At 63.2% G+C, this 25,383-nt stretch carries 28 protein-coding genes; 13 read left to right on the top strand and 15 right to left on the bottom strand.

Annotation, left to right across the window (positions count from 1 at the left end):
• Positions 1 to 3: 3 nt before the first annotated feature.
• From AC2CGI_RS08080 to AC2CGI_RS08070, 3 genes are all read right to left on the bottom strand, one after another.
• Positions 4 to 1,062 carry a fatty acid desaturase gene (locus AC2CGI_RS08080; RefSeq protein ID WP_031299703.1) on the bottom strand — a complete coding sequence of 353 codons (1,059 nt, stop codon included), beginning with the start codon at positions 1,060 to 1,062 and terminating at the stop codon, positions 4 to 6.
• A gap of 929 nt (positions 1,063 to 1,991) precedes the next feature.
• Positions 1,992 to 2,354 (bottom strand): cell envelope integrity TolA C-terminal domain-containing protein, encoded by a 363-nt coding sequence (locus AC2CGI_RS08075; RefSeq protein WP_075684837.1) that lies wholly within the window; start codon positions 2,352 to 2,354, stop codon positions 1,992 to 1,994.
• A gap of 43 nt (positions 2,355 to 2,397) precedes the next feature.
• Positions 2,398 to 3,309: a LysR substrate-binding domain-containing protein gene (locus AC2CGI_RS08070; protein WP_004939387.1), complete on the bottom strand. Its 912-nt coding sequence runs from the start codon at positions 3,307 to 3,309 to the stop codon at positions 2,398 to 2,400.
• Positions 3,310 to 3,449: 140 nt separating this feature from the next.
• Between AC2CGI_RS08070 and AC2CGI_RS08065 the strand changes: the two genes are divergently transcribed.
• Genes AC2CGI_RS08065 through AC2CGI_RS08055 form a run of 3 tightly spaced genes read left to right on the top strand, consistent with a single transcriptional unit; the run spans position 3,450 to position 6,581 of the window.
• A complete protein-coding gene (locus AC2CGI_RS08065; RefSeq protein ID WP_004939390.1) occupies positions 3,450 to 4,094 on the top strand; it encodes a hydrolase in 645 nt (214 codons plus the stop codon).
• 48 nt (positions 4,095 to 4,142) lie between these two features.
• A complete protein-coding gene (locus AC2CGI_RS08060) occupies positions 4,143 to 4,688 on the top strand; it encodes an antibiotic biosynthesis monooxygenase (RefSeq protein ID WP_004939393.1) in 546 nt (181 codons plus the stop codon).
• 21 nt (positions 4,689 to 4,709) lie between these two features.
• Positions 4,710 to 6,581, top strand: coding sequence for an amidohydrolase (locus tag AC2CGI_RS08055; RefSeq protein WP_015377117.1), 1,872 nt, complete (start codon positions 4,710 to 4,712; stop codon positions 6,579 to 6,581).
• A 102-nt stretch (positions 6,582 to 6,683) separates the two neighbouring features.
• On the opposite strand, the gene AC2CGI_RS08050 is transcribed toward AC2CGI_RS08055, so the two are convergent.
• The 3 genes from AC2CGI_RS08050 to AC2CGI_RS08040 form a co-directional block, all read right to left on the bottom strand.
• Entirely contained in the window at positions 6,684 to 7,814 is a 1,131-nt protein-coding gene (locus AC2CGI_RS08050) for a Gfo/Idh/MocA family protein (RefSeq protein ID WP_015377116.1), read from the bottom strand.
• Between the two features lie 228 nt (positions 7,815 to 8,042).
• Entirely contained in the window at positions 8,043 to 8,666 is a 624-nt protein-coding gene (locus AC2CGI_RS08045; RefSeq protein ID WP_004939402.1) for a glutathione S-transferase family protein, read from the bottom strand.
• Positions 8,667 to 8,675: 9 nt separating this feature from the next.
• On the bottom strand, positions 8,676 to 8,858 hold the full coding sequence (locus tag AC2CGI_RS08040; RefSeq protein ID WP_004939404.1) for a DUF1127 domain-containing protein: 183 nt from the start codon (positions 8,856 to 8,858) through the stop codon (positions 8,676 to 8,678).
• Between the two features lie 182 nt (positions 8,859 to 9,040).
• On the opposite strand from AC2CGI_RS08040, the gene AC2CGI_RS08035 reads away from it, so the two are divergent.
• From AC2CGI_RS08035 to AC2CGI_RS08020, 4 genes are all read left to right on the top strand, one after another.
• The gene (locus AC2CGI_RS08035; protein WP_076740438.1) at positions 9,041 to 10,477 is read left to right on the top strand and encodes an aminotransferase-like domain-containing protein; all 1,437 of its coding nucleotides are present in this window, start codon (positions 9,041 to 9,043) and stop codon (positions 10,475 to 10,477) included.
• Positions 10,478 to 10,555: 78 nt separating this feature from the next.
• A complete protein-coding gene (locus AC2CGI_RS08030) occupies positions 10,556 to 11,371 on the top strand; it encodes an SDR family NAD(P)-dependent oxidoreductase (protein WP_242517205.1) in 816 nt (271 codons plus the stop codon).
• 10 nt (positions 11,372 to 11,381) lie between these two features.
• Positions 11,382 to 12,407 carry an AraC family transcriptional regulator gene (locus tag AC2CGI_RS08025; RefSeq protein WP_076740439.1) on the top strand — a complete coding sequence of 342 codons (1,026 nt, stop codon included), beginning with the start codon at positions 11,382 to 11,384 and terminating at the stop codon, positions 12,405 to 12,407.
• Positions 12,404 to 13,069 (top strand): Rossmann-fold NAD(P)-binding domain-containing protein, encoded by a 666-nt coding sequence (locus AC2CGI_RS08020; RefSeq protein ID WP_044031670.1) that lies wholly within the window; start codon positions 12,404 to 12,406, stop codon positions 13,067 to 13,069. Before AC2CGI_RS08025 ends, AC2CGI_RS08020 begins: the two co-directional genes overlap by 4 nt.
• A gap of 9 nt (positions 13,070 to 13,078) precedes the next feature.
• Here the strand turns inward: AC2CGI_RS08020 and AC2CGI_RS08015 are convergent, their stop codons facing one another.
• Entirely contained in the window at positions 13,079 to 13,501 is a 423-nt protein-coding gene (locus tag AC2CGI_RS08015) for an NUDIX hydrolase (protein ID WP_076740440.1), read from the bottom strand.
• Between the two features lie 106 nt (positions 13,502 to 13,607).
• On the opposite strand from AC2CGI_RS08015, the gene sseA reads away from it, so the two are divergent.
• Entirely contained in the window at positions 13,608 to 14,453 is an 846-nt protein-coding gene (gene sseA / locus AC2CGI_RS08010; protein ID WP_015377110.1) for a 3-mercaptopyruvate sulfurtransferase, read from the top strand.
• On the opposite strand, the gene AC2CGI_RS08005 is transcribed toward sseA, so the two are convergent.
• Positions 14,450 to 15,319, bottom strand: coding sequence for a LysR substrate-binding domain-containing protein (locus AC2CGI_RS08005; protein ID WP_015377109.1), 870 nt, complete (start codon positions 15,317 to 15,319; stop codon positions 14,450 to 14,452). The two genes, sseA and AC2CGI_RS08005, sit on opposite strands and share 4 nt — an antisense overlap.
• Positions 15,320 to 15,424: 105 nt before the next feature.
• Here AC2CGI_RS08005 and AC2CGI_RS08000 point away from each other — a divergent pair, with 105 nt between their 5' ends.
• From AC2CGI_RS08000 to AC2CGI_RS07980, 5 genes are all read left to right on the top strand, one after another.
• Positions 15,425 to 15,994 carry a DUF4865 family protein gene (locus AC2CGI_RS08000; protein WP_015377108.1) on the top strand — a complete coding sequence of 190 codons (570 nt, stop codon included), beginning with the start codon at positions 15,425 to 15,427 and terminating at the stop codon, positions 15,992 to 15,994.
• Positions 15,995 to 16,070: 76 nt separating this feature from the next.
• On the top strand, positions 16,071 to 17,306 hold the full coding sequence (locus AC2CGI_RS07995) for an FAD-dependent oxidoreductase (protein ID WP_015377107.1): 1,236 nt from the start codon (positions 16,071 to 16,073) through the stop codon (positions 17,304 to 17,306).
• 68 nt (positions 17,307 to 17,374) lie between these two features.
• Positions 17,375 to 17,635, top strand: a complete 261-nt coding sequence (locus tag AC2CGI_RS07990) for a type II toxin-antitoxin system Phd/YefM family antitoxin (RefSeq protein ID WP_015377106.1) — start codon at positions 17,375 to 17,377, stop codon at positions 17,633 to 17,635.
• Positions 17,595 to 17,942 (top strand): type II toxin-antitoxin system RelE/ParE family toxin, encoded by a 348-nt coding sequence (locus tag AC2CGI_RS07985; RefSeq protein ID WP_015377105.1) that lies wholly within the window; start codon positions 17,595 to 17,597, stop codon positions 17,940 to 17,942. Before AC2CGI_RS07990 ends, AC2CGI_RS07985 begins: the two co-directional genes overlap by 41 nt.
• Before the next feature lie 24 nt (positions 17,943 to 17,966).
• Positions 17,967 to 18,479: a GNAT family N-acetyltransferase gene (locus AC2CGI_RS07980; protein WP_015377104.1), complete on the top strand. Its 513-nt coding sequence runs from the start codon at positions 17,967 to 17,969 to the stop codon at positions 18,477 to 18,479.
• 21 nt (positions 18,480 to 18,500) lie between these two features.
• Here the strand turns inward: AC2CGI_RS07980 and AC2CGI_RS07975 are convergent, their stop codons facing one another.
• From AC2CGI_RS07975 to AC2CGI_RS07945, 7 genes are all read right to left on the bottom strand, one after another.
• Entirely contained in the window at positions 18,501 to 19,013 is a 513-nt protein-coding gene (locus AC2CGI_RS07975; RefSeq protein WP_076740441.1) for a DUF2165 family protein, read from the bottom strand.
• Between the two features lie 118 nt (positions 19,014 to 19,131).
• Positions 19,132 to 19,830: an urea ABC transporter ATP-binding subunit UrtE gene (gene urtE, locus AC2CGI_RS07970; protein WP_021503947.1), complete on the bottom strand. Its 699-nt coding sequence runs from the start codon at positions 19,828 to 19,830 to the stop codon at positions 19,132 to 19,134.
• 12 nt (positions 19,831 to 19,842) lie between these two features.
• The gene (gene urtD, locus AC2CGI_RS07965; protein ID WP_015377102.1) at positions 19,843 to 20,649 is read right to left on the bottom strand and encodes an urea ABC transporter ATP-binding protein UrtD; all 807 of its coding nucleotides are present in this window, start codon (positions 20,647 to 20,649) and stop codon (positions 19,843 to 19,845) included.
• Positions 20,646 to 21,722 (bottom strand): urea ABC transporter permease subunit UrtC, encoded by a 1,077-nt coding sequence (urtC, locus tag AC2CGI_RS07960; RefSeq protein ID WP_031299706.1) that lies wholly within the window; start codon positions 21,720 to 21,722, stop codon positions 20,646 to 20,648. The genes urtD and urtC overlap by 4 nt, the downstream gene beginning before the upstream one ends.
• A complete protein-coding gene (gene urtB, locus AC2CGI_RS07955; protein ID WP_004939455.1) occupies positions 21,722 to 23,302 on the bottom strand; it encodes an urea ABC transporter permease subunit UrtB in 1,581 nt (526 codons plus the stop codon). Before urtB ends, urtC begins: the two co-directional genes overlap by 1 nt.
• A gap of 56 nt (positions 23,303 to 23,358) precedes the next feature.
• Positions 23,359 to 24,627, bottom strand: a complete 1,269-nt coding sequence (gene urtA, locus AC2CGI_RS07950) for an urea ABC transporter substrate-binding protein (RefSeq protein ID WP_015377100.1) — start codon at positions 24,625 to 24,627, stop codon at positions 23,359 to 23,361.
• A gap of 35 nt (positions 24,628 to 24,662) precedes the next feature.
• Positions 24,663 to 25,373: a GntR family transcriptional regulator gene (locus AC2CGI_RS07945; protein ID WP_075684839.1), complete on the bottom strand. Its 711-nt coding sequence runs from the start codon at positions 25,371 to 25,373 to the stop codon at positions 24,663 to 24,665.
• Positions 25,374 to 25,383: the final 10 nt, after the last annotated feature.

Genomic DNA, 25,383 nt, shown 5'->3' with positions numbered 1-25,383 from the left:
TGGTTATATGTTTTCCGGCTCATGGGCCAGTTCGGTTGGAAAATCCTGAGAAACGCGCTTCCAGCGCGCAATAAGTTTTTTCTTCGGCAGGACATCGCGTTCCTCCCGCCGTTCGCCGGCGCTCAGCGGATGCACGCCGACGTCAATCGGCGTCAGCGCGTAATCGCGCAGCCACTCGCCATAACCCTGCGCGACGAATCCCTGGCTGCGGCGCTGATACGCCTCGCGTTCCGCCAGATAGACTTCGCGCAGGCCATACCAGGGCAAGCCGGGCAAATCGTGATGCACTAAATGGTAGTTCAGATTGAGAAACAGCAGCCGCCACGGCCAGCCCGCCTCATTAATAATAGAACGTGCCTGCGGTGCGTCCACGGCGCGATGCTCAAAAAACGATCTTACCTTGGTCAGCGCCAGCGCCGGGTAGCTGATGGCCAACAGGTAAAACGCCGCGCCGATGCCCTGCATCTGCAGCCAGTGCAGCAGCGCCGCCAACAGCGACAGATGCGCCAGCCACATCGCCCAGGCGCGCAGATCGCCCGCTGCAAGCGTCTTCACTGCGCCGAACAGCGTGGTGACGATATCCAGCGCCGGGCCGAGGAGCACCCGGCCGATCAGCGTATTGCGCACCGCGGCCAACAACGGCAGCAGGCGGGGATAACGCCGCCACTGCGCGGCGCTGAAGTAGTAACTTTCGGGATCTTCATGCGGATCGGTCAGGTGGTCGTTGCGGTGGTGGCGCAGATGCGAATCCCGATACAGCCCGTAGGGATACCACACCGCCAGCGGCAACAAGCCGAACAGCTGATTGACGCGCGGCCAGCGCGTCGGATGGCCGTGGATCAGCTCGTGTTGCAGCGACATATACCCGGTGGTCAGCAGGATCAGCAGCGGCGCGCCAAGCCACGGGCCCAGCGCCTGCCAATAATGCGCCACGCCAAACCAGCCGCCGTACACCGCCGCCATGATCCCCCAGGTGGGCAACTCCAGCCGCCAGTGCCAGCGCCGATGAAGCCGCCGGATCCGGTCGCGTTGTTCAGGGTGCAAATAGTGGGCGTGGGACATGCTGCGGCTCGCGGTTGGGGATTTTCCCCCAGTATCGGTGAGCCGCAGTGACGTTCAAAATAACGAAAATGGCAAAGCTAAGTGAAAATTCAGCGGGTTGCGTACGCGGCAAAGCGAAAAAACGGGCCGCGCAGGCGGTAATATCAGTCAGTTAAACCTGACTGGCATTTTTTATCCCATCTTTGTGTGTTTTGTGTAGCCTGAATTGCCGTAAATGTTCCGCATTTCTGTGTTACTACAATGAACGGCAATTGGAGGGGCCGAAGGCGCGGCCCCTCCACCCGCGCCTTCGCTTAACACCGTCTGTCCGCTGTGCGGATGCCCTCGCCGCGTCTGCATTGTCGGGCGGGTCGGCTACGACAAACGTCCCTGTTAGTCTCGCCTCAACCGGCCTTCCCTGGCCGGTTGCCCCTGACAACGCTGTCTTGCTCGGCAGCCGGTGATGCGCGCCAAAGGTCAACACCCGAGCTGGCAGCTACCGGGCAACCCATATATCGCAAAGAAGACGAATCGGAGATGAGCACGGTATTGGACGCCCTTGAAGACGCCGAACGCAGGCATAGCGCATTAGGCGAAACCGCCATGGACGGCGGTTTCAGGTGAGACAGGCAGGGACGCCTGTCGCAACCGGCCTCAATGCGGTATGGCGGAGCGAGGACAAATCTGCCTGGAGCAGATTTGAACGCTGCTTGCAGCGGCCCCGAAGGGGCGAGGCCCAGGGATGGGCTGAGTAACGTTGGCAAAGCCAACCGTCTGATAGGGCAAAGGCGCGGGTTGCCAGGGGCCGCGCCTTTCGGCCCCTGGCTCGGTCGAGGTGCAGGAGCCTCATGATGCACCTCTCATTTATCGACCGAAAACGTCACGAGTACTTCAAAAAAACGCTAACTGACAAGCATTGGCCGCGCAGACGGCCCGTCGGTCATATCCCTTCAGGGAACGAAATCGAGCACCACGGCGTTGAACAGCGCGTATTCGGTAGCGCTGGCCATCGGCGGAAGCTGCGCGCGCTGCACCGCAGCGCTCGCCGCTGCGCACAGGGGCGCATCGCCTCTTACGATCTTGCTGCTCGCCAGCTTGCCGTCCGGCTGCAAACGGATAGCGAGGGTACAACGCTGACCGTGCGCATGTTCCGGCAAGCGCAGCTCGCGGCTCACCGCGTTATGCACCCGCTCCGGGTAACTGAGCTGCGTTGCGGCCAGTGCCGGGGCCTGCGGCAACGGTATGCCGGCCTCACGCCCGGCGCCGCAGCCGCTCAGCAGCAACAACGCCAACAGGCTTAGTGTCTTTTTCATTCCCGATGTCCTTATTGGGGGATTTATCCTTATCGAGCGGCCCTCACTGCGCCGCCGGGTAGGCCTCGCCGTCGTCCGCGTAGCGCTGCAGCCGTTCGCGCCACCATTTGGCCGCCAGGCCGCTGGCGCTTTCCCGCCAACCGAAATAGGCGATGTCGCTGCAGCGTTCCGATTCAACGCGTTTCGCCACCAGTTCGCCGCTGTTCAGGTAAGGTTCCGCCAAAGAACGCGGCAGATAGCCGCAGCCCAGCCCGGCCAGCTGCGCCTGCAGCTTGGCGTCGAAACCGAAGACCGTCAGCGTATCCTGCTCTTCCAGCAGATTCAGGCTCTGCGGCGCGTTGACGCGCGAAGTGTCGCGCACCACCACCGCCCGGTGCTGACGGATTTCGTCCTTCGGCAAGGGTTCCGGCAATGCCGCCAGCGGATGCTGCGGCGCGACGGCGAACACGTAATCCAGCTGCCCCAGCCTGCTGAACGCATAGCCCACCCGTGACGGCGGCTCGCAGATGGCGCCGATGATAATGTCGGCGCAACCGTAGACCAGCGACTCCCAGGAGCCGGCCAGCACTTCGTGGCTGAAACGCAGCCGGGTATGGTGATGCTGCCGATAGAACTCGTCGATCAGCGGCAACAGGCGGGCAAACGGGAAAGAGGCGTCAATCCCGAGCGTGATTTCGCTTTCCCAGCCGTTTTCGACATAGCGCGCCTGCTGCTCCAGATCCTGCGCCGCCCGCAGCAGCACCCGCCCCTTTTCCAGCATCAACTTGCCGGTATCGGTGAACTTCGCCCGATGCCCGGAGCGATCGAGCAGGGTGATGTCGAGATCGTTCTCCAGCTTTTGCACCATATAGCTCAGTGCCGAAGGGGTTTTAAACAGTGCGGCGGCCGCGGCGGCGAAAGATCCGTGCCGGTCCAGCGCGTCCAAAATCAGCAGCGCTTCCAGGTTTAATCTCATGCTTTCTCCCGTGTATAAAAAAACTCAACAAGTCGGCAAAAATTCTGCGGTATCTTTGAAATCGCCCTCTGCCTACCATGGGTTTTATCGGCGTTACACTCATCAGATGTTCAACCGAAATATCACTGGGAAGGTAAATTATGTCCAAGTTTCAACTGCTTGATAAAGACAATTCCGCACTGATTTTTATCGATCATCAACCACAAATGGCCTTCGGCGTGGCTAATATTGATCGTCAGCAACTGAAAAACAACGTTGTTGGTTTGGCGAAGGCAGGCAAGATTTTCAACGTTCCCACCCTTTTCACCTCGGTCGAAACCGAAAGCTTCAGCGGCTATATCTGGCCGGAACTGCTGGCGGTACACCCTGAAATCACCCCGATTGAACGCACCTCGATGAACTCCTGGGAAGACGCGGCCTTCGTTAAAGCCGTGGAAGCCACCGGCCGTAAAAAGCTGGTGATCTCCGCGCTGTGGACCGAGGTGTGCCTGACCTTCCCGGCGCTGATGGCGCTGGAAGCCGGCTATGAAGTGTATGTGGTGACCGACACCTCCGGCGGCACCTCCGTCGATGCGCACGAACGTTCGATCGACCGCATGGTGCAGGCCGGCGCCGTACCGGTGACCTGGCAGCAGGTGCTGCTGGAGTACCAACGCGACTGGGCGCGCAAAGATACCTACGACGCGGTGATGGCGCTGGTGCGCGAACACAGCGGCGCGTACGGCATGGGCGTCGACTACGCTTACACCATGGTGCACCACGCACCGGCCCGCACGGTGAAATAATTCCCCTTGCCCCGGCCTCGCGCCGGGGTATTTTCAGGAGTCGGTTTTATGGCCCATCCGCAGCATGTCACGCTGGTGATCACCCACCGTTTGGCGCCGGGGAACGAACAGGCCTATGAGGCCTGGCTGAACCGCATCATGCCCGACGCCGCGGGCTTCACCGGCCATTTAGGCGTCAACGTGATTCGCCCTTCCGGCGACGAACAGGCCTATACGGTGCTGGTCCGCTTCGACAATCTCGACAATCTCTACCGCTGGCTCAACTCGCCGCAGCGCAAGCAATACATCGAAGAAGTCACTCCGCTGTTGCTGGAGAACGACCATATCGAGATCCGCCCCGGCGCAGAGTTCTGGTTTACCCCGCCCAACCCCAGCGTGCGCCAGCCGCCCCAGTGGAAGCAATTCATCATCACCCTGCTGGTGATCTTTCCATCCACCAATCTGGTGCCCTGGTTTTGGGGACGGGTGCTGCCGCAGCTGGACGGCTCGCTGCTCGGCCATTTTCTCAATGACGCCACCGTGGTCGCCCTGGTGGTGTACCTGTGGATGCCCATCGTGACTCGCGTTTTTCATCAATGGCTGACCCGCCGCTAGGCGGTTCGCCGGGAGAATGTTATGAACCACCACGCTTCATTGATCATCACCAACGGCAAGTTTCACACCGTCGATCGCCAACACCCCACCGCGCAAGCGGTCGCCATCCGCGACGGCAAGTTTCTGGCGGTCGGCAGCGAAAGCGAAGTCATGCAGCACGCCGGGCCGGAAACCCAGGTGATCGATCTGCACGGCCACACCGCCATTCCGGGCCTGAACGACTCGCACCTGCACCTGATCCGCGGCGGCCTGAACTATAACCTGGAGCTGCGCTGGGAAGGCGTGCCCTCGCTGGCCGACGCGCTGCGCATGTTGAAAGAACAGGCGCTGCGCACCCCGAGCCCGCAATGGGTGCGGGTGGTCGGCGGCTGGACCGAATTCCAGTTCGCCGAGCGCCGCATGCCGACGCTGGACGAAATCAACCAGGCGGCGCCGGACACGCCGGTATTTATTCTGCATCTCTACGATCGCGCGCTGCTCAACCGCGCGGCGTTGAAGGTGGTCGGCTACACCAAAGACACGCCGAACCCGCCGGGCGGCGAGATCCAGCGCGACGCCAACGGCAACCCGACCGGCATGCTGATCGCCAAACCCAACGCCATGATCCTGTACGCCACGCTGGCGAAAGGGCCGAAGCTGCCGCTGGAGCAGCAGGTCAACTCCACCCGCCAGTTCATGCGTGAGCTGAACCGCCTCGGTCTCACCAGCGCCATCGACGCCGGCGGCGGCTTCCAGAACTACCCGGAAGATTATCAGGTGATCGCCGAGCTGCACGAGAAAAAGCAGCTGACCATCCGCATCGCCTATAACCTGTTCACCCAGCGGCCTAAACAGGAGCTGGAAGACTTCGAGCTGTGGACCGATATGCTCAAACCGGGCCAGGGCACCGACTTCTATCGCCACAACGGCGCCGGCGAGATGCTGGTGTTTTCCGCCGCCGACTTCGAAGACTTCCTGCAGCCGCGCCCGGATCTGCCGCCGGGCACCGAAGACGAACTGGAGCGGGTGGTGCGCCATCTGGTCGAGCACCGCTGGCCGTTCCGCCTGCACGCCACCTATGACGAATCCATCAGCCGCATGCTGGACGTGTTCGAGAAGGTGAACCGCGACATTCCGTTCAACGGGCTGCACTGGCTGTTCGACCACGCCGAAACCATTACCGAGCGCAATATCGAGCGCGTCAAGGCGCTGGGCGGCGGCATTGCGGTGCAGCACCGCATGGCGTTCCAGGGGGAGTATTTCGCCGACCGTTACGGCATCGAAGCCACCAAACATACGCCGCCGGTGGCGAAAATGCTGGCGGCCGAGCTGCCGGTCGGGCTGGGCACCGACGCCACCCGCGTCGCCAGCTACAACCCGTGGACGGCGCTGTACTGGCTGGTTTCCGGCCGCACCGTCGGCGGCATGGCGATGTACGACGACAGCGCGCGGCTGGATCGCGAAACGGCGCTGATGCTGTGGACGCAGGGCAGCGCCTGGTTCTCCACCGAGCAGGGCAAGAAAGGCCAGATCAAGGTCGGCCAGCTGGCGGATTTGGCGGTGCTGTCGCAGGACTATTTCAGCGTGCCGGAAGAGCAGATCAAAGGCATCGAGTCGGTGATGACGGTGGTGGACGGCAAAGTGGTCTACGCCGCCGGCAGCTTCTCGCCGCTGGCGCCGCCGCCGCTGCCGGTGCTGCCGGAGTGGTCGCCGGTCACCCAGGTGCCGGGCCATTACCGCTCCGCACCGCCGTCGGCGGCGGCCCGCGTCGGGGTAGTGAGCCAGGCGCATCAATGTTGCGGCCCGTGCGGCGTGCATGCACACCAGCATGACATCGCGCGCCGCTCCAGCATCCCGGTGTCGGACGAGAATGCCTTCTGGGGCGCGTTCGGCTGTTCGTGTTTCTCGTTCTAAGTTATCAAGCCAATAACTTATTATAAAGTTAACTTAATAAGCTATTGAGCTGGCAACGTAATAAATTAATGGCGCTGTCCACGGGAGAGCGCCATTTCATTTTCAATCGCGGTTGATCTCCAGCCAGCGCCGCTGTTCGGCGGAGGCGGCTATCGCATCCAGCACGCACGACACCTTCCAGCCCTCTTCAAAGTCCGGCCACATGCGATCGCCCGCGGCGATGCCGTTGACTAGATCGCGGATCTCCACCGTCTTCTGATCGTTAAAGCCGATGCCGTGCCCGGCGCTGATGCAAAACGCCGCATAGTCCGGGTGCTTCGGCCCCACCAGCAACGTCTTGAACCCCTGCCGCTCCGCCGGTTCATCGTGCCGATACAGCTTCAGCTCCGCCATCCGTTCCTGGGTATAACTCAGTGTGCCTTTGGTGCCGGTAACCACATAGGTCAGCCCCATCTTGCGCCCGCAGGCAATGCGCGACGTTTCGATAGTGCCCATCGCGCCGCCGGCGAAACGCAGCAACGCACTGGCCTGATCTTCGTTTTCCACCGGGTGCAGGCGCGTCGGGTCCTGCGGATCCGGGCGCTGTTTGATCACGGTCTGCATATCGCCGGAAACCGCCACGATATCGCCCACCAGGTAGTGCGCCATATTGACGATGTGCGCCGCCAGATCCCCGAGCGCGCCTAACCCGGCGCTGGCACGGCGGCAGTGCCAGTCGATCGGCGTGCGCGGATCGGCCAGATAATCCTCATTGTGGGTGCCGTAAAAATGCACCACCTCGCCGATTTCGCCGTTGGCGATAATTTCGCGCGCCAGTTGGCTGGTGGGGTTTTTCATGTAGTTAAAACCGACCAGCGTTTTCACCCCCTTGGCGCGCGCGGCCTGCACCATCTCCGCCGCGTCGGCGGCGTCCAGCGCCAGCGGCTTTTCCGAATACACGTGCTTGCCGTGGCGGATCGCCGCCAGCGCCATCTCTTTATGCAAAAAGTTGGGGGCGCAGATGTCCACCACATCGATCGCCGGATCGGCCACCAGCTGCCGCCAGTCGCCGGTCGAGCGCGCAAAGCCGAATTCGGCCGCGCGCTGCGCTGCCAGCTCGGGCGTCACTTCCGCCAGCATCTCCAGCACCAGGTCCCCTTTCAGAGGAAAGACCGTGGCGGCCTGCGCATAGGCGATAGCGTGACAACGCCCGATATAACCGGTGCCGATTAACCCAACGCGTACCTGTTTCATCATTTTCTCCCGTGACCAAAATTCTGCGTAGAACCAGGCGTCGCTCAATGAAACACGCCGGTTGATAACGGGTTTATATGGAATATAAATTTCAATAACAAGCACACAGGAAAATAAAGTTCATATTCGTGATGCCGTTCATGAAACGTTGACGGGATGATGTAATGAGGAAAGTCCGGACACGGCGGGGCGTATCCGGACAAGATGAAATGAACCGTTTATTTCATATCACGGTAAACCGTTAGCACCGTGCTGCACGTAGCCAGGGCGTTGCAACAGGCGCTGCTGATAGGCCGCCAGCGCCGCATAATGCGGCCGCTCGAACGGCGTCATCAGCCAGCGGTTCAGCGACAGCCCCAGCACCACGTCCGCCAGCGTGAAGGCGGCGCCGGCGGCATAAGGGCCGTGCTGCGCCAGATGTGCGTCCAACAAGCCCATCAGCCGGTTCCATTCGCGCTCGGCGGCTGCCAGGCTGGCGGCATCCTGATAATCCGCATGCCCACGCACCCGCGACATAAACACGTAGCGCCAGGCGCCGTTCAGATCGGTGGCCTGCCAGTCCATCCACATCTCCACCGCCGCGCGCGCGCCGGGTGCCTGCGGCAGCAGATCTTGCCGCCCTTCCCGCCCCGCCAGATAGCGGCAAATGGTATTCGACTCCCACAGCACCCGCTCGCCGTCGATCAGCACCGGCACCAGGCCGTTGGGATTCAGCGCCAAAAACGCCGGCTCCTGCGTGGAGCGATAACCGCTGCCCCAGTCCTCCCGTTCCAGCGTCAGCCCCAACTCCTGACAGGTCCATAACACCTTGCGCACGTTGATCGATGAGGCTTTACCCAATAATTTCAGCATTGACTTTCCTTATTCTCTCCAGAACGGTTTATACCCTTCCCTCCAGGCCTCCGCCCGCGTCAGGCCGATATCCGCCAGCTGCCTGTCGTTCAGCAGCAGTAACTCTCTGCGCGTTCTGCGACGCAACAAATACCAACGCCAGCGTGACCAGCCTACCCGTCGCCACATCGTCATGCCATCAAACAGAGCCATCTTATTATCCCCCCTGATGTTTTCGCCTGGTAGTGATGATGCGCGCCAGGCAAAAAACAATACAGATTCACGCTGGCGCTATTTTTTTCATACAGCTGCGCCAAAAAACCCGCTGAATGGTTTATTTTGAACGTATCTGTACCGGTTTTTTTTAATCCTGCCCCCCGATGAGAGGCCTCTGTATGACACGCTACGCCACGCTGGCCGCCATTCTCAGCCAACGCATTCAGCAAGGGTTGTATCCGGCCGGCCATCGCCTGCCTTCGGTGCGCGCGTTGAGCCAGGAGCACGGCGTCAGCATCAGCACAGTGCAGCAAGCCTACCGGTTGCTCGAGGAACAGCGCCTGGTGGAAGCGCGGCCGAAGTCGGGCTACTTCGTGCATACGCGGCGCGCGCAGGCCGAGCTGCCCGCCATGACGGCGCCGGTGCAGCGGCCGGTGGACATTTCGCAATGGGAGCAGGTGCTGGAACTGGTGCGCAGCCGGCCGCGCGAAGGCCTGATCCAGCTGGGGCGCGGCATGCCGGATATCGCCGAACCGACGATGAAACCGCTGATCGTCGCCCTGCGCAACGCCGCCCGCCACGGCGACCTACGCAGCCTGTATTACGACAGCATTCAGGGCGTGGCCGCGCTGCGCGAACAGGTCGCCCGTCTGCTGCTGGACTCCGGCTGCCAAATCGGCCCCGATCAGCTGCTGATCACCACCGGTTGTCAGGAAGCAATCTCCGCCGGGCTGCGCGCCGTTTGCCAACCCGGCGACATCGTGGCGGTCGATTCGCCCTGCTTCCACGGCACCATGCAGACGCTGAAGGGGCTGGGCATCAAGGCGCTGGAAATCCCCACCGATCCGCTCACCGGCGTCAGCCTGGCGGCGCTGGAGATGGCGCTGGAACAGTGGCCGGTCAAGGCTATCCTGCTGACGCCCAACTGCAATAATCCGCTGGGCTACATCATGCCCGACGCCCACAAACAGCGGCTGCTGACGCTGGCGCAGCGTCACGACGCGGCGATCATCGAAGACGATGTCTACGGCGACATCGCCTATCACTACCCGCGGCCGCGCACCATCAAGTCATTCGACGACGACGGCCGCGTGCTGCTGTGCAGCTCGTTTTCCAAAACGCTGGCGCCGGGGCTGCGCGTGGGCTGGATCGCGCCCGGCCGCTACCTGGAACGGGTGCTGCACATGAAGTTCATCGGCTCCGGCGCCACCGCCACCCAGCCGCAGCTGGCGATCGCCGAATTTATCCGCGGCGGGCATTACCTGCAGCACCTGCGGCGCATGCGCGCACGCTACCAGCAGAACCGCGACCGCATGACCGATCTTATCCTGAAACACTTCCCGGCCGGCACCCGCGTCAGCCGGCCGCGCGGCGGTTTTATGCTGTGGATCGAACTGGACGAAGCGTTCGACACCCTGCGGCTGAACCGCCATCTTGAACAGCAAGGCATACAAATCGCCGTCGGCAGCATCTTTTCCGCCGCCGGCAAGTACCGCAACTGCCTGCGCATCAACTATGCGCCGACGCTGACGACAGAGATCGAGCTGGCAGTGCAGAAGGTCGGCGCCACCATCCAGCGGCTGATGCCGGCCGACAGTTTGGCGCAATCGGATTAAATCTTGACGCGATCGGATTATCGCTGCGCTGCCCGGCGCTCTAAAGTGGCATCACACCCACTCGCAATCAGGAAGGTCATGATGTCTCAGTCACAGGTATGGTTAATCACCGGCAGTTCCCGCGGCCTGGGCCAACAGCTGGCGCAGGCGGTGTTGGCCGCCGGGCACCGTCTGGTCGCCACCGCCCGTCAGCCGCAACAGCTGCAGCCGCTGGTGGAACGCTACGGCGATCGGGTCGCCACGATCGCGCTCGACGTCACCGACGCCGGCTACGGCAATATCGCGCCGGTGGAGGAAGCCGATGAAGCCGATTTTCGCGCGCAGCTCGAAACCAACTTCTTCGGCGTGTTCAACGTCACCCGCGCGGCGCTGCCGATATTACGCCGGCAGGGCAGCGGCCATATCATCCAGATCGCCACCATCGGCGCTCGCCTCGGCATTGCCGGCCTCAGCGCCTACCATACCGCCAAGTGGGCGGTCGAAGGGTTCTCCGAATCATTGGCCAAAGAGATGGCCCCCTTCGGCGTCAAGGTGACGATGGTCGAACCCGGCGGCTTCCGCACCGACTGGGCCGGTTCTTCAATGACCATTGCGCCGATCGGCGAAGCCTATCAGCCGACGCTGGGGCCAATGCTGGCCTTCCTGCAGCAGCATAACGGCAGCCAAACCGGCGATCCGGCCAAGGCGGCGCAGGCGATCCTGCAGCTGGCGGCGCTGGAAGCCCCTCCGCTACGCCTGCTGCTCGGCAGCGACGCAGTGCATATGGCGGCGCAGGTGTTGGCAGAACGCCAGGCGGAGGACGCCGCGTTTCGCACTCTCAGCCTGAGCACCGACCACGACGACAGCTCGCCGGATCACGCCGCGATGGCGGCGGTGGTGACGGGAAAACCCTAAGGAGCCCGCATTGAGCAGCGATCAAATTCCGGTTTCCGGCGCACTGGCGGTACACCTGGCGGCGCAGGGCGTCGATATCGAGCAGCTCGGCCGATTGGCCGGGCTACCTGCCGGCCTGTTCGGCGCGCGGCGCGACAAGATTAAACTCACCACGCAACAATTCTTCTCTCTTTGGCGCAGTCTGCCGCAGCTGACTGACGATCCCGCCTTCGGCCTGCGCCTGGGCGGCGAGGTCCCGCCGGAACACTATGACATTGCGTTGGTCGCCGCGTTGCATTCCGCCACGCTGGGCGAAGCGTTGCAAAAGGTGGCGCGCTATAAACGACTGGTTTGCCCGGAAGAGCTGATGCTGGAAGAAGACGGCGACAGCATGCGCCTGCACACCCGCTGGATCATGAGCGAGGGCCACGCGCCGGCGCTGCTGATCGACGCCATGTTCGCCGCCATCACGGCCCTGTGTCGGCGCGGCACCGGTTTGCCCCTGCAGCCGCAGGCGATCGAATTGACCCGGCGAGCGGACGACGCCTCGCCGCTGGCGCGCTATTTCGGCTGCCCGGTGACATTCAACGCCCCGCTGGACGTGCTGGTGTTCGATCGCGCGTTGATGCGTCAACCCTTCGTCACCTACAACCAGGCCATGCTGGCGGTGCTGCTGCCGGGGCTGGAGGCGGAGCTGGCCAAATCTCAGTCGGCGCACGATCTGCCCACGCAGGTGATGGCGATCCTCAGCCGCAGCATGCGCGGCCAGCGCCCCAGCGTCAACAGCGTGGCCGCTGAACTCTATCTCAGCCCGCGCACGCTGCAGCGCCGCTTGCAACAGCACGGCTACAGCTACCAGCAATTGTTGGACAAAACCCGCCACCGCACCGCCTGCCGGCTGTTGGCGGAAACCGACCTTGAACCGGGCGAAATCGCCTTTGTGCTGGGATTCGAAGAGCTGAATTCGTTCAGCCGCGCCTTTATTCAGTGGGAAACGCTGACGCCCAGCCGCTGGCGCACGCAGCGCGCCGCCGGCCAGTGGGAGAACAGAGCATGAAAGTGATTATTTTCGGCGCCAGCGGCATGGTGGGCCAGGGGGCGCTGCGGGAATGCCTGCACGATCCGCGCGTCAGCGAAGTGCTCAGCATCGGCCGAAGCCCGTTGGCCCAGAGCCACGCCAAACTGCGCCAGCTTTCTGTGCCCGATCTGCGTGATCTGTCGGCGCTGGAGCCGCAGCTCGCGGGCTACGACGCCTGCTTCTTCTGCCTGGGGATTTCGTCCTCCGGCCTGAGTGAAGCTGAATATCGCGCGGTGACTTACGATCTGACGCTGGCCGCCGCCCGCCCGTTGGCGACGCTGAATCCGTCGATGGTCTTCGTCTACGTCTCCGGCCTCGGCACCGACAGCAGCGAGCGTGGCCGCAGCATGTGGGCCAGGGTCAAGGGCGCCACCGAAAACGCGCTGCTGGCGCTGCCGTTCCACGCGGTGATGTTCCGTCCCGGCGCCATTGTGCCGCTGCACGGCATTCGCTCCAAAACCCGCCTCTACGATCTGGCCTATCGGCTGTTCAAGCCGCTGTGGCTCGGCGCATTGCGGCTGTTTCCCGCCCGGGTAAGCAGCACCGAACGAATCGGGCGGGCGATGCTGGCGGTGGCGCGACGGGAAAGCGCGCTGCGCATCATCGAACCGGCGCAGATCAACCGGCTGGCGGCATCCTGAACAACGGGGTTAACCGCCCTGCCGCCAATACTCCGCCACCCGGCGGCGCAGGTGTTCGATACCCTGCGGATGGTGAATAAACTGCTCCGCCGGCATCATCCGCCAACACTGCCCCTCGTCGCCGAAACGTATGGCGGCGATCTGCGCCGGAGTGATCATCCCGGCCATGAACCAGGTCGGCGGATAGCCGGGCAAAATGCCGTCGTAGCGCCGCCGCCAGACAACCTGACGTTCGGCGATCGCCACGCCGAACTCTTCCTGCGTCTCCCGCTGCACGCACTGCAGCGGCGTTTCGCCGTTTTCCCGCCCGCCGCCGGGCAGATCCCACAGGCCGGGCCACGGAATGCCCGGTTTATCGTCCCGTTGGTAAACCAGCAGGAAACCATCGCACAGCAGCGCGATCTTGGCCCCGCCAAACGCCTCGTCCGTCATGATTTTTCCGCTCCCTGCCCATTGCCTTTGACTGAACATCATACTTCATCCCCGCGCGGCCTGGTGTATAGTGAAAATCCGTTTTCACAACAGGCGAACAATAACGATGAACTCTCCGTTTCTGGTGACCCCTCAATGGCTTGCGCAACATATCAACGATGAAAATCTGGTGGTGATCGACGTCCGGATGTCGCCGGTGGGGCTAACGCCGAAAAAGGACATGCTTGCCGAGTTCGAACGCGGCCATATCCCCGGCGCGGTCTATTTCGACATCGACGAAGTGGCGGACAAAAATACCGCGCTGCCGCACATGTTGCCGACGGCGGCGGAGTTTGGCGCGGCGGTGGGCAAGCTGGGCATCAGCGAGCGCGATACCCTGGTGATTTACGATGAGGGTAACCAGTTCTCCGCGCCGCGCGGCTGGTGGACCTTCCGCAATTTCGGCGCCCAGCATGTTTACGTACTGGACGAAGGGCTGAACGGCTGGACGGCGCAGGGCCAGGCGCTGGCAACCGGCCCGGCGCAGCCTGAACCGCAGGCGTTCAACGCCCGGTTCAACGCCGACGCGGTGGTGGATATGCGGCAAGTGGAACAGGCGTTAGGCACGCCGGTGCAAATTCTCGACGCGCGCGCCGCGCCGCGCTTTTATGCCGAAGCGCCGGAGCCGCGCCCCGGCCTGCACCGCGGCCACATTCCCGGCAGCATCAACATTCCGTACGGCGAGCTGCTGGAAAACGGCCGCTTCAAATCGCTGGAGGCGCTGCGCCAAACCTTCAGCGACAAGGGCGTGGATATCAACGGCCCGATCATCACCAGCTGCGGCTCCGGCGTGACGGCGGCGGTGCTGGCGTTCGGCCTGCTGTCGCTCGGCGCCCCGCAGGTCAAGCTGTATGACGGCGCCTGGAGCGAATGGGGCCAACTGAGCGGCAAACAGCCCATCGCCAAAGATTAGGTTTCGATCCGCTCGACCACGATCTGCGCCAGCCGCTGCACGGCCGCCGAGGGCTGATCCTCGGCGCGGTGCAGCACCACGCCGAGCTGGCCGAGAACGGGCAGCAGTTCGGGCGCCAACGGTGACAGGCCGGGCGGCAAACCCGCCGCCGTGCGCACCGTGACGCCCAACCCGGCGCTCACCGCCGCCCAAACGCCGTTCAGGCTGCGGCTGGTAAAGGCGATGCGCCAGGGAATGCCGGCGCGATCCAGCGCCTGCGTCGCCGCGCTGCGCATCAGACAGGGTGCGTCGAACATCACCAACGGCAACGGCTCATCCCCTTCTCGCCACGGCGCCAGCGCGAAGCCGGGCGACGCGATCCAGTGCAACTGCCGCTGCCCCAGCGCCTGATGAAACGGCGTGCTCAAACCGCCGTCCCACGCCAGCGACAGATCCAGCTGGCCTTTCAGCACCCAGTCGATCAGTTCGGCATTGCGGGCGATGCGCGCCTCGATGCGCACCTTCGGATTGGCACGCGCAAAGCTGCCCAACACCTGCGGCAGAAACGTCTCGCCGAAATCCTCCTGCAGCCCCAGCCGCACCGTGCCCTGCAGATCCAACCCGCGCACCGCGGCGGCGGCTTCGTCATTGAGCTCCAGCAGACGGCGCGCGTAACCGAGCAGGGTTTCCCCCGCCTCGGTCATCACCATGCCGCGTCCGGCCTTGCGCAGGATCGGCGCGCCAACCTGCTGCTCCAGCTTTTTCAGGTGAGCGCTGACCGCCGACGTCGAACGCCCCAGCCGTTCCGCCGCCTTGGCGAAGCTGCCCAGCTCGACGCCGGTGACGAAGCTGCGCAAATCCTCGAGATCGAACGTGATTCGCCCCATGCTGACCATCCTGATTTTCTGAACCATCAATCAAAATAATACCGATTTTACTGATAAAGATGGCGTGTCACGCTCTCCCGGTCAATGTCTTTGCGGAGAATCCTTATGCTCGCGATGCAATACCGTTTCACCCTGCCCGCCGATTACGACATGGCGATCGTCCGCCGCCGCATCGCCGATTTCGGCCATCGGCTCGACGCCTGCCCGCAGCTGATCGTCAAAGCCTATCTGTACGCGCAGCGCAGCGAAGGCAGCGCCGAAAATCTCTACGCTCCCTTCTACCTGTGGAACAGCAGCGCCGGCATGAACGATTTCCTGGCCGGCGAAGGTTTCAGAGGCCTCAGCCAGGCGTTCGGCTGGCCGCGCGTCAATCATTGGCTGCCGTGGCTGACGCATTTCGATCGCCCTCATCTGGCCGAGGCCGCCTGGGCAACCTGCCAGGAACAGGCCATCATCCCCTACAGCGATCTGCCTGCATTGCGTCGGCAACAGCAGGCGGCGCCCGGCGCGCTGGCCTCCATCGTGGCGTTCGACCCCGCCGAGTGGCGGTTAGTGCGGCTGGATTTATGGCGTGAACCGCCGCAGGTAGGGCCGCAAAACGGCCAGCTGTTCCGCGTCGGCCATCTGTCCGCCCCCTTTGACCACACTGCGCCGCGGGTTGACAGCCAAACTTGATATTGATAATCATTATCAATACTAAACGTTCACTTGCGGCTCACGGGATGCGGGCCGCTCTCCGGGGTCAACCACCATGCCGTCATCACCGATCACACCTTACGCCACCACCTGCTGCATCGTGGGGGGCGGCCCCGCCGGGCTGATGCTCGGCTATCTGCTGGCGCGGGCGGGGATCGACGTGACGGTGCTGGAGAAGCACGCCGACTTTCTGCGTGATTTTCGCGGTGACACCATTCACCCGTCGACGCTGGAAGTCATGCATCAGTTGGGCCTGCTCGACGAACTGCTGACGTTGCCGCACCAACGCGCGGAATCCCTGCATGCCGAAGTCGCCGGCCGCGACATCAAACTGGCGGATTTCAGCCGCCTGCCGACGCGCTGCAAATTTATCGCCTTTATGCCGCAGTGGGAGTTTCTCAACTTTTTGGCGCAGCAGGCCGCCGCCTTCCCCCATTTCAGGCTGCTCACCTCGACGCAGGTTCATAAGCTGCTGTATGACCGCGGCCAGGTATGCGGCGTGCTGGCCGACGCGCCGGAGGGCCCGATCCGCGTGCGCAGCCGGCTGGTGATCGGCACCGACGGCCGCAACTCGGTGGTGCGCGAGCAGGCGGCGCTCAGCAGCCGCTCCTTCGGCGCCCCGCGCGACGTCTTGTGGATGAAGCTCAGCAAGCAGCCGGGCGATCCGGCCTGGTCGATGGGCCACACCGGGCCGAAGCAAAACTTCATCATGATCGATCGCGGCGACTACTGGCAGTGCGGCTATTCGATCGACAAAGGCAGCTTCGACGCGATCCGCCGCAGCGGGCTGGAGAAATTTTTGCTGCACCTCGCCGAGGTGGCGCCATTCCAGGACGATCGCCTGCAGGAGATCCTCGAGTGGGATCAGGTAAAACTGCTGAGCATTCGCATCGATCGTCTGGATCGCTGGGCCAAACCGGGCGTGCTGTGCATCGGCGACGCCGCGCACGCCATGTCGCCGATCGGCGGCGTGGGCGTCAACCTGGCGATTCAGGACGCGGTGGCCGCCGCCAACGCCCTGATCCCGCCGCTGCGCCAGCATCGGCTGCAGCTGAAGCATCTGCTGAGCGTGCAGCGCCGGCGCGAATTTCCCACCCGAGCCATCCAGTTTTTGCAGATCAAAATGAGTCAGCGTAAGCCGGGTCAGCGCCGCGCGGCGGGCGGCTCACGCCTGATCGCCCGCGTCGGCAACAGCCGCTGGCTGCCTCGCCTGTTCGGCCGCATCATCGGCCTGGGCTTTCGCCGCGAAACGCCGCGGCATCTGTCCAACGAAACCTGCCCGCCGGAATAACATTGGTGATTTTTTCATCGCGCCGTATAATGATTGAATCGAACGATTTAATTAACTGGAGCGATTAAATGTACGCACTCACCGCGAACGAGGCCAAAACCCAATTCGGCGATTTGCTGCTCAAAGCGCAGCGTGAACCGGTGCAAATCAATCGCAACGGCAAACCGGTCGCCGTCGTCATGTCGGTAGAAGACTACCAGGCGCTGGAAGATCTCAAATTACGCGCGCTGCAGCAAAAAATCGCGCAGGCTACCGCCGAGGAAGACGCCGGTAAGGCGGTAGACGGCGATGCCTTCTTCAACCGTCTGCTCACCGATGAAACCGACTGAGATGCCCGCGTTTCGCCTCACCCCGCAGGCGCAACAAGATCTGCTGGCTATTCGCCATTTCACCGTCGAGCACTGGGGCCAAGCGCAATCTCGCCGCTATCTTGAGCAGTTGAGAGAGGTCATGCATCATCTGGCGGATATGCCGGAAGCGGGTAAGGCCCACTTTCACGATCTGGGCGAAGAGATACGCAGTTTTCCTTACGCCAGCCATAGGATCTATTACCGCAGCCGCCCTGCCGGCATCACCGTTCTTGCCATTCTGCATCAGGCGATGGTGCCCCACCGGCATCTGGAACAACGGCTGTAATTTTTCTTACTCAAAGGGGCACTCATGTTCACCGTCCGTCAGGCATTGCTGGAAGATTTAACCCTGGTGCGCGATATCGGCATCCGCACCTATCGCGCCCACTTTGGTGAGCTGTGGCGCTACCCGCACGAGCTGGAGGCCTTTCTGGCGGAGGATTTTTCCGTCTCCGCGCTGGACCAGACGCTGCGCCAGCCGGACGTGTGCTGGCTGTTGGCCTATGAGGATGACGCCCTGGTCGGCTATGCGCGGGTGAACTTCGACAGCCTGCTGGCACCAACCGAACAAATCGGCGCAGAGCTGCAGAAAATCTATTTCCTGCCGGGCCATGCCGGCAACGGCTATGGCCAGCGCCTGTTCGAACAGGTGCAGCAGCGGGCCATCGAGCGCCAGCAGAAGACGCTGTGGCTGGAGGTGCTGCAACGCAACACCGGCGCCCAACGTTTTTATCAGCGCCAGGGATTGAGCATGTGTGGCGAGACCTGCTACACCAGCGCCCAGGGCTCGATAGGCATCTGGTATATGAGCAAGGCGCTGTAACCGCGCCCCGCTCCGCCTTCGTTAACGCGGCTCCCGCTGCAGCATCAGGAACAGCAAGGCAAACGCATTGGGCGCCAGATAGATCAGCGCCCCCAGCTGCACCGCCAACGGATCCTTCTTGGCCTGCCAGGCCATAAACCAGTCGCCGGCGACCACCATAAAGCCGACGCCCCACACCGCGATCGCGCAAAGCGCCCCCAACATCGCCCAGGCTTTGCCCTTGGCGAAGGCGGCGTAAGAGCCTTTCAATCGCCCGATCATCAGCGCCACGCCCGCCGCCGCGAATAGGCCGGCCAGCGTTTCCAGCGCGGTGATGACCGCCAACCCCAACATGCAGGCCCAGTCGGCGCGGATCGCGCGCCACATCAGCCCCGGCGTTTGATAAGTATCCTGCATGGCGAGCAGCGGCCCCACCGCATTGCGCGCGGTGCCGGCGAAATCCGCCGTATTGTTCAACAGACTGAACAACCCCCACAGGGCCGGAAACAGGGACAGGACGATGCAACCGAGGCGTGACACAGTGATTTCATTCATGATGATGTTAGCTATCCATGGCAAGGGATTAATAAAGAACGCCTTTTAGATTAATCCATAACATCAGCAAGGAAAAACAACGGCACGACTTTCAGACATGCGGCTCCCATTTTTTCGTTCAAATCGCCACCAGCGCGCGTACGCCGTCCTGTTCCATATTGCTGCCGGCGCCGCGCTGCACGATGCTGCCGCGCGACATCACCAGATAGCTGTCCGCCAGATCGGCGGCGAAGTCATAGAACTGCTCCACCAGCAGGATCGCCATATCGCCGCGCGCCGCCAGCTGTTTGACCACTGCGCCGATCTCCTTGATCACCGAAGGCTGGATCCCTTCCGTCGGTTCGTCGAGAATCAACAGCTGCGGCCGGCAGGCCAGCGCCCGGCCGATCGCCAGCTGCTGTTGCTGCCCGCCGGAGAGATCGCCGCCGCGCCGATCCTTCATCTGCCGCAGCACCGGAAACAGGTCATAGATCGGATCCGGCACCGCGCGCGCGTCGGCGCCGGAAAAGCGCGCCAGCCCCATCAGCAGATTTTCCTCCACCGTCAGACGCGGGAAGATTTCCCGCCCCTGCGGCACATAGGCGATGCCCGCCTGCACCCGCTGATGCGGCTTTTTACCGGTGATGGCTTCGCCCTGCCAACGGACGCTGCCGCTGCGCGCCGGGATCAGCCCCATCAGGCATTTCAGCAACGTGGTCTTGCCCACGCCGTTGCGCCCCAGCAGGCAGGTCACCTCGCCGATGCGCGCCTCGAACGACAGGCCGCGCAAAATGTGGCTCCCGCCGTAAAACTGATTCAATTCCTCTACCTGCAGCATGATTACGCCTCCTCAGCGCCCCAGATATACCTCAATCACCCGTTCATCGGCCTGCACCTGCGCCAGCGATCCTTCCGCCAGCACCTGTCCCTGATGCAGCACCGTCACGCGATCGGCAATGGTTTCCACAAACCCCATGTCGTGCTCCACCACCATCAGCGAATGCTTGCCCGCCAGCTCGCGGAACAGTTCGGCGGTGTAGTCGGTTTCGGCGTCGGTCATGCCGGCCGCCGGCTCGTCGAGCAGCAGCAGGTGCGGTTCCTGCACCAGCAGCATGCCGATCTCGAGAAACTGTTTCTGCCCGTGGGACAGCAACCCGGCGGGCCGGTGGCGCTCATGCCCCAGCCGCAGGGTCTTCAGCATCTCGTCGATGCGGTCGCGCTGCTCGCTGCTCAGGCGAGCGCGCAGGCAGGCCCACACCGACTTGCGGGTTTTCTGGGCGATCTCCAGATTTTCGAACACCGTCAGCGCCTCGAACACCGTCGGTTTTTGAAACTTGCGGCCAATGCCGGCGTGGGCGATCTGCATCGGCGCCAGCCGAGTCAGATCGACGGTCTGGTCGTAAAACACCCTGCCGCTGTCCGGCCGGGTTTTGCCGGTGATCACATCCATCAGCGTGGTCTTGCCGGCGCCGTTGGGGCCAATCACGCAGCGCAGTTCGCCGACGCCGATGCGCAGCGACAGATCGGTCAGCGCGCGAAAACCGTCGAAGCTGACGTTGACGTTGTCGAGCTGCAGCACCGGATCGGTTTGCTGCCGGTATTTGTCCGCCGGCAGCGGATGGGTAAACAGTTCGTCGGTCACTTGCATCGCCTTCATGAGGTTTTCCTCCGCCGCAGCAGGCCGATCACTCCTTTGGGCAGAAACAGCGTGACGACGATAAACATCAGGCCGAGGAAGAACTGCCAGTATTCGGGAATGGCCATGGTGAACCAGCTCTTGGCGCCGTTGACGATGCCGGCGCCGAGCAGCGGCCCCACCAGCGTGCCGCGCCCGCCGAGCGCCACCCAGATGGCGGCCTCGATCGAGTTGGTCGGCGACATTTCGCCGGGGTTGATGATGCCGACCTGCGGCACATAGAGCGCGCCGGCCAGCCCGCACAGCACCGCCGACAGCGTCCAGACGAACAGCTTGAAGCCCTTCGGGTCGTAGCCGCAGAAGGTCAGGCGGTTTTCCGCATCGCGCACCGCGGTCAGCACCCGGCCGAATTTGCTGCGCGCCAGGGCAAAGCCGATGGCCAGGCTGGCGGCCAGCAGCAGCACCGTCGCCAGGAACAGCGCCACCCGCGTGCCGGCGGCGGTGATGGGAAAGCCGAGCAGCGTGGTGAAACCGGTAAAGCCGTTATTGCCGCCGAAGCCGGTCTCGTTGCGAAAGAACAGCAGCATGCCGGCATAGGTCAGCGCCTGGGTCATGATCGAGAAATACACCCCTTTGATTTTCGAGCGGAAGGCGAAGTAGCCGAACAGGAAGGCCAGCAGGCCCGGCACCAGCACGATCAGGCACAGCGCCCAGGCGAAATGCTGGGTGCCGCTCCAGAACCACGGCAGCTCATTCCAGGAGAGGAACGCCATAAATGCCGGCAGCCCGTCGCCCGCCGCCTGCCGCATCAGGTACATGCCCATGGCGTAGCCGCCGAGCGCGAAGAATAGCCCGTGGCCGAGCGACAGCAGCCCGGCATAGCCCCACACCAGATCGAGCGCCACCGCCACCACCGCGTAGCACAGGATCTTGCCCGCCAGCGTCAGGGTATAGGTGGACACCGCCAGCGGATGATCCGCCGGCAACAGCGTCAAGAACGGCATCACCAACAGCGCCAGCAACGCCAGCGCGCCGATGCTCAACGCCAGCCGGGGCGCTTTCTGCACGCCGGTTACGGTCAATGGTTGGCTCATCAGTCAATCACCCTGCCCTTGAGGGCGAACAGCCCCTGCGGACGCTTTTGAATAAACAGAACGATCAGCACCAGGATCAGGATCTTGCCCAACACGGCGCCGATCTGCGGTTCGAGGATCTTATTGACGATGCCGAGGCCGAAAGCCGCCGCCACCGTCCCCGCCAGTTGGCCGACGCCGCCGAGCACCACCACCAGGAACGAATCGATGATGTAACCTTGCCCCAGCTCCGGCCCGACGTTGCCCAACTGCGACAGCGCCACCCCGCCGAGCCCGGCGATGCCGGAACCCAGCCCGAAGGCCAGCATGTCCACCCGCCCGGTGGGCACGCCGCAGCAGGCGGCCATCGCGCGGTTTTGCGTCACCGCGCGCACGTTCATGCCGAGCCGGGTCTTGTTCAGCAACAGCCAGGTCAACGCCAGCACCAGCAGCACGAACGCGATCACCGCGATGCGGTTCCACGGCAACACCAGGTTCGGCAACAGCTGCACGCCGCCCGACAGCCACGCCGGGTTGGCGACCTCGACGTTCTGCGCGCCGAACAGCACCCGCACCAGCTGGATCAGCACCAGACTGATGCCCCAGGTGGCCAGCAGGGTTTCCAGCGGCCGGCCGTACAGGTGGCGGATCACCGTGCGTTCCAGCGCCATGCCGATCCCGGCGGTGATGGCGAACGCCACCGGCAGCGCCGCCAACGGATAGAGCGCCAGCCACTGCGGCGCAAACTGTTGAAACAGCCCCTGCACCAGATAGGCCGAATAGGCGCCGAGCATCAGCATTTCGCCGTGCGCCATATTGATGACGCCGAGCAGGCCGTAGGTGATCGCCAGACCAAGCGCCGCCAGCAGCAGGATCGAACCGAGCGACAGGCCGCTGAACGCCTGGCCGAGCAGATCGCCGATCATCAGGCGATGCTGCACGCGCTGCAGGCTGCGCTGCGCCTCGGCGCGCACCGCGGCGTCCGGCTCATTGGCCGCGTCGGTCAAGGCTTGCAGCCGCGCGCGGGTTTCCGGCTCGCCCGATTCCCCCAGCAGCCGCACCGCATTGAAGCGCACCTGCGGGCTGGCGTCGGCCAATTGCAGGTTCGCCAGCGCAATGCTCAGCGCGTCGCGTACCTGCGGGTCTTGCTCCTGCGCCAGCCGCCGGGTCAACAGCGGCAACTGCTCGCCCTGCGCCTCGCGCTGCAGCGCGGTCGCCGCCTGCAGCCGCACCGCCGCGTCCGCACTGACCAACCGCTGCGCCGACAACGCGTTGGCGATCAGAATGCGCAGCCGGTTGTTCAGCCACACCTTCTTCGGCTCGCCAACCGGGGCCGCCTCACCTTCAAGCGGCAGATAGCGGTCGCCCTGGCGGATAAAGGCGCGTTTCGCCTCGTCGATCGCCACGGTTTCCTGCTGCAGCCCCTGCAGCAACGGCAGACGCGCAGGATCCGGCTCGGCCGCCCACGCCTGCAGCAGTTTGGCCTGCTGCGCGCGAGTGGCCGCCGCGAACTCATCGGCCGGCCCGGCCTGCGCCAGCAGGGGCCAGGCGCACAATAGCCACAGCCCGGCGCGCAGAGAGGATAAAAACGGAGATTGCATCAGTTGCCTCTTCTGTTGGGCCGGCGCGCGTCGAGCCGCGCCGGCGCTGAGTGACGTTACTTGCCGCCTTTCACCGGGTAATCCGGTTTTTTGTCGTTGCCGGCGATATACGGGCTCCACGGCTGCGCACGCACCGGCGCTTCGGTCTGCCACACCACGTTGAACTGGCCGTTGCTCTCGATCTCGCCGATCATCACCGGTTTGTGCAGGTGGTGGTTGGTTTTGTCCATGGTCAGCGTGAAGCCCGACGGCGCGGCGAAGGTTTGCCCGGCCATCGCCGCGCGCACCTTATCGACGTCGGTGGTGCCGGCCTTTTCCACCGCCTGCGCCCACATGTGCAGGCCGACGTAAGTGGCTTCCATCGGATCGTTGGTCACCGCGGTGGCGTAATTCGGCAGATTGTGCGCCTTGGCGTAGGCTTTCCACTGGCTGACAAACTGTTTATTGGTCGGGTTATCCAGCGATTCGAAGTAGTTCCAGGCCGCCAGGTTGCCCACCAGCGGTTTGGTGTCGATGCCGCGCAGCTCTTCCTCGCCGACCGAGAAGGCGATCACCGGCACGTCGGTGGCCTTGACGCCCTGGTTGGCGAGTTCTTTGTAGAACGGCACGTTGGAATCGCCGTTGATGGTGGAGATCACCGCGGTGTTGCCGCCGGCGGCGAACTTCTTGATGTTGGCGACGATGGTCTGGTAATCGCTGTAGCCGAACGGCGTATAGACCTCTTCGATATCCTTGTCCTGCACGCCTTTGCTGTGCAGGAAGGCGCGTAGGATCTTGTTGGTGGTGCGCGGATAGACGTAATCGGTGCCCAACAGGAAGAAGCGCTTGGCGCCGCCGCCGTCCTCGCTCAGCAGGTATTCCACCGCCGGGATCGCCTGCTGGTTCGGCGCCGCGCCGGTGTAGAACACATTTGGCGACATCTCTTCACCTTCGTATTGCACCGGATAGAACAACAGTCCGTTCAGCTCCTCAAACACCGGCAGCACCGACTTGCGCGACACCGAAGTCCAGCAGCCGAACACCGCCGCCACCTTGTCCTGGCTCAGCAGCTGGCGCGCCTTTTCGGCGAACAGCGGCCAGTTGGAGGCCGGATCCACCACCACCGGCTCCAGCTTTTTGCCGAGCACCCCGCCTTTGGCGTTGATCTCGTCGATGGTCATCAGCGCCACATCCTTCAGCGGCGTCTCGGAAATCGCCATGGTGCCGGAGAGCGAACTCAGAATACCGACCTTGATGGTGTCGGCGGCCTGCGCGCTCCAGGCCAGGCCCATGCCGATCGCGGCGGCGGACAGCGCAAAAGCTTTGATAAAACGACGACGTTGCATAGTTCAAACTCCTGATGTGTGTGAAATCAAAATCGTTACGCCGAGCGCACAGGCTGCTGAGCCCGCGCCTGGTGCAACATGTGCAGCGTTATTTTTCGTACCTCTGCCTTGCTGACGGCGATATGCTCGCCGAGCAGCGTTTGCGCCGCCCCGCTTTGCCGCTGCAGGATCGCCTGCAAAATGGCGGCGTGTTCGCGGTAGGTGGCGTCCACCCGCGCCTGCTGGGTGAAATCCAGCCGGCGAATGATGCGGATTTTTTCGGTCAGTTCGCGGTGAATGCGCGCCATTTCGCCGTTGCCCGCCGCGGCCACTAACGCCTGATGAAACTGCTCATCGTGCTGCGACACCGCCTTGCCGTCCGCCAGGTGCGGCGCTTCGGCCCAAAAACGGCTCAGCGCCGCCAGCGCGCCTGGCGTTTCCCCGGCCGGGCGTTCGCACAGCCGTTTCACCGCCTCTTGTTCCAGCACGATGCGCAGGTCGTACAGCTCTTCGAAGTAGGCGAAATCGAACGGCCGCACCTGCCAGCCGCTGCGAAACAGCACCTCGACATAGCCTTCGCGCTCCAGCCGAAACAGCGCCTGGCGCACCGGCGTGCGGCTGGCCGCCATGCGCTGCGCCACCTCGCTTTCGCTGAAGCGATCGCCCGGCAGCAGGCGAAACTCGAAAATGTCGGCCTTGAGCTGCAGATAAATGCGCTCCGCCAGCCCCTCCGGGCGCGCCTTGTGCTCTCCGTTGGTGATTTGCATCATCGCTTCT

It is taken from the genome of Serratia sp. LSHTC3, from assembly GCF_057197125.1.
This window is presented reverse-complemented; position numbering and strand designations above follow the sequence as displayed.

Excerpts from the sequence above, each read along its gene's own strand:
- AC2CGI_RS08080 (WP_031299703.1), bottom strand. The coding sequence starts at position 1,062 with ATGTCCCACGCCCACTATTTGCACCCTGAACAACGCGACCGGATCCGG.
- AC2CGI_RS08075 (WP_075684837.1), bottom strand. The coding sequence starts at position 2,354 with ATGAAAAAGACACTAAGCCTGTTGGCGTTGTTGCTGCTGAGCGGCTGC.
- AC2CGI_RS08070 (WP_004939387.1), bottom strand. The coding sequence starts at position 3,309 with ATGAGATTAAACCTGGAAGCGCTGCTGATTTTGGACGCGCTGGACCGG.
- AC2CGI_RS08065 (WP_004939390.1), top strand. The coding sequence starts at position 3,450 with ATGTCCAAGTTTCAACTGCTTGATAAAGACAATTCCGCACTGATTTTT.
- AC2CGI_RS08060 (WP_004939393.1), top strand. The coding sequence starts at position 4,143 with ATGGCCCATCCGCAGCATGTCACGCTGGTGATCACCCACCGTTTGGCG.
- AC2CGI_RS08055 (WP_015377117.1), top strand. The coding sequence starts at position 4,710 with ATGAACCACCACGCTTCATTGATCATCACCAACGGCAAGTTTCACACC.
- AC2CGI_RS08050 (WP_015377116.1), bottom strand. The coding sequence starts at position 7,814 with ATGAAACAGGTACGCGTTGGGTTAATCGGCACCGGTTATATCGGGCGT.
- AC2CGI_RS08045 (WP_004939402.1), bottom strand. The coding sequence starts at position 8,666 with ATGCTGAAATTATTGGGTAAAGCCTCATCGATCAACGTGCGCAAGGTG.
- AC2CGI_RS08040 (WP_004939404.1), bottom strand. The coding sequence starts at position 8,858 with ATGGCTCTGTTTGATGGCATGACGATGTGGCGACGGGTAGGCTGGTCA.
- AC2CGI_RS08035 (WP_076740438.1), top strand. The coding sequence starts at position 9,041 with ATGACACGCTACGCCACGCTGGCCGCCATTCTCAGCCAACGCATTCAG.
- AC2CGI_RS08030 (WP_242517205.1), top strand. The coding sequence starts at position 10,556 with ATGATGTCTCAGTCACAGGTATGGTTAATCACCGGCAGTTCCCGCGGC.
- AC2CGI_RS08020 (WP_044031670.1), top strand. The coding sequence starts at position 12,404 with ATGAAAGTGATTATTTTCGGCGCCAGCGGCATGGTGGGCCAGGGGGCG.
- AC2CGI_RS08015 (WP_076740440.1), bottom strand. The coding sequence starts at position 13,501 with ATGACGGACGAGGCGTTTGGCGGGGCCAAGATCGCGCTGCTGTGCGAT.
- sseA (WP_015377110.1), top strand. The coding sequence starts at position 13,608 with ATGAACTCTCCGTTTCTGGTGACCCCTCAATGGCTTGCGCAACATATC.
- AC2CGI_RS08005 (WP_015377109.1), bottom strand. The coding sequence starts at position 15,319 with ATGGGGCGAATCACGTTCGATCTCGAGGATTTGCGCAGCTTCGTCACC.
- AC2CGI_RS08000 (WP_015377108.1), top strand. The coding sequence starts at position 15,425 with ATGCTCGCGATGCAATACCGTTTCACCCTGCCCGCCGATTACGACATG.
- AC2CGI_RS07995 (WP_015377107.1), top strand. The coding sequence starts at position 16,071 with ATGCCGTCATCACCGATCACACCTTACGCCACCACCTGCTGCATCGTG.
- AC2CGI_RS07990 (WP_015377106.1), top strand. The coding sequence starts at position 17,375 with ATGTACGCACTCACCGCGAACGAGGCCAAAACCCAATTCGGCGATTTG.
- AC2CGI_RS07985 (WP_015377105.1), top strand. The coding sequence starts at position 17,595 with ATGCCTTCTTCAACCGTCTGCTCACCGATGAAACCGACTGAGATGCCC.
- AC2CGI_RS07980 (WP_015377104.1), top strand. The coding sequence starts at position 17,967 with ATGTTCACCGTCCGTCAGGCATTGCTGGAAGATTTAACCCTGGTGCGC.
- AC2CGI_RS07975 (WP_076740441.1), bottom strand. The coding sequence starts at position 19,013 with ATGAATGAAATCACTGTGTCACGCCTCGGTTGCATCGTCCTGTCCCTG.
- urtE (WP_021503947.1), bottom strand. The coding sequence starts at position 19,830 with ATGCTGCAGGTAGAGGAATTGAATCAGTTTTACGGCGGGAGCCACATT.
- urtD (WP_015377102.1), bottom strand. The coding sequence starts at position 20,649 with ATGAAGGCGATGCAAGTGACCGACGAACTGTTTACCCATCCGCTGCCG.
- urtC (WP_031299706.1), bottom strand. The coding sequence starts at position 21,722 with ATGAGCCAACCATTGACCGTAACCGGCGTGCAGAAAGCGCCCCGGCTG.
- urtB (WP_004939455.1), bottom strand. The coding sequence starts at position 23,302 with ATGCAATCTCCGTTTTTATCCTCTCTGCGCGCCGGGCTGTGGCTATTG.
- urtA (WP_015377100.1), bottom strand. The coding sequence starts at position 24,627 with ATGCAACGTCGTCGTTTTATCAAAGCTTTTGCGCTGTCCGCCGCCGCG.
- AC2CGI_RS07945 (WP_075684839.1), bottom strand. The coding sequence starts at position 25,373 with ATGCAAATCACCAACGGAGAGCACAAGGCGCGCCCGGAGGGGCTGGCG.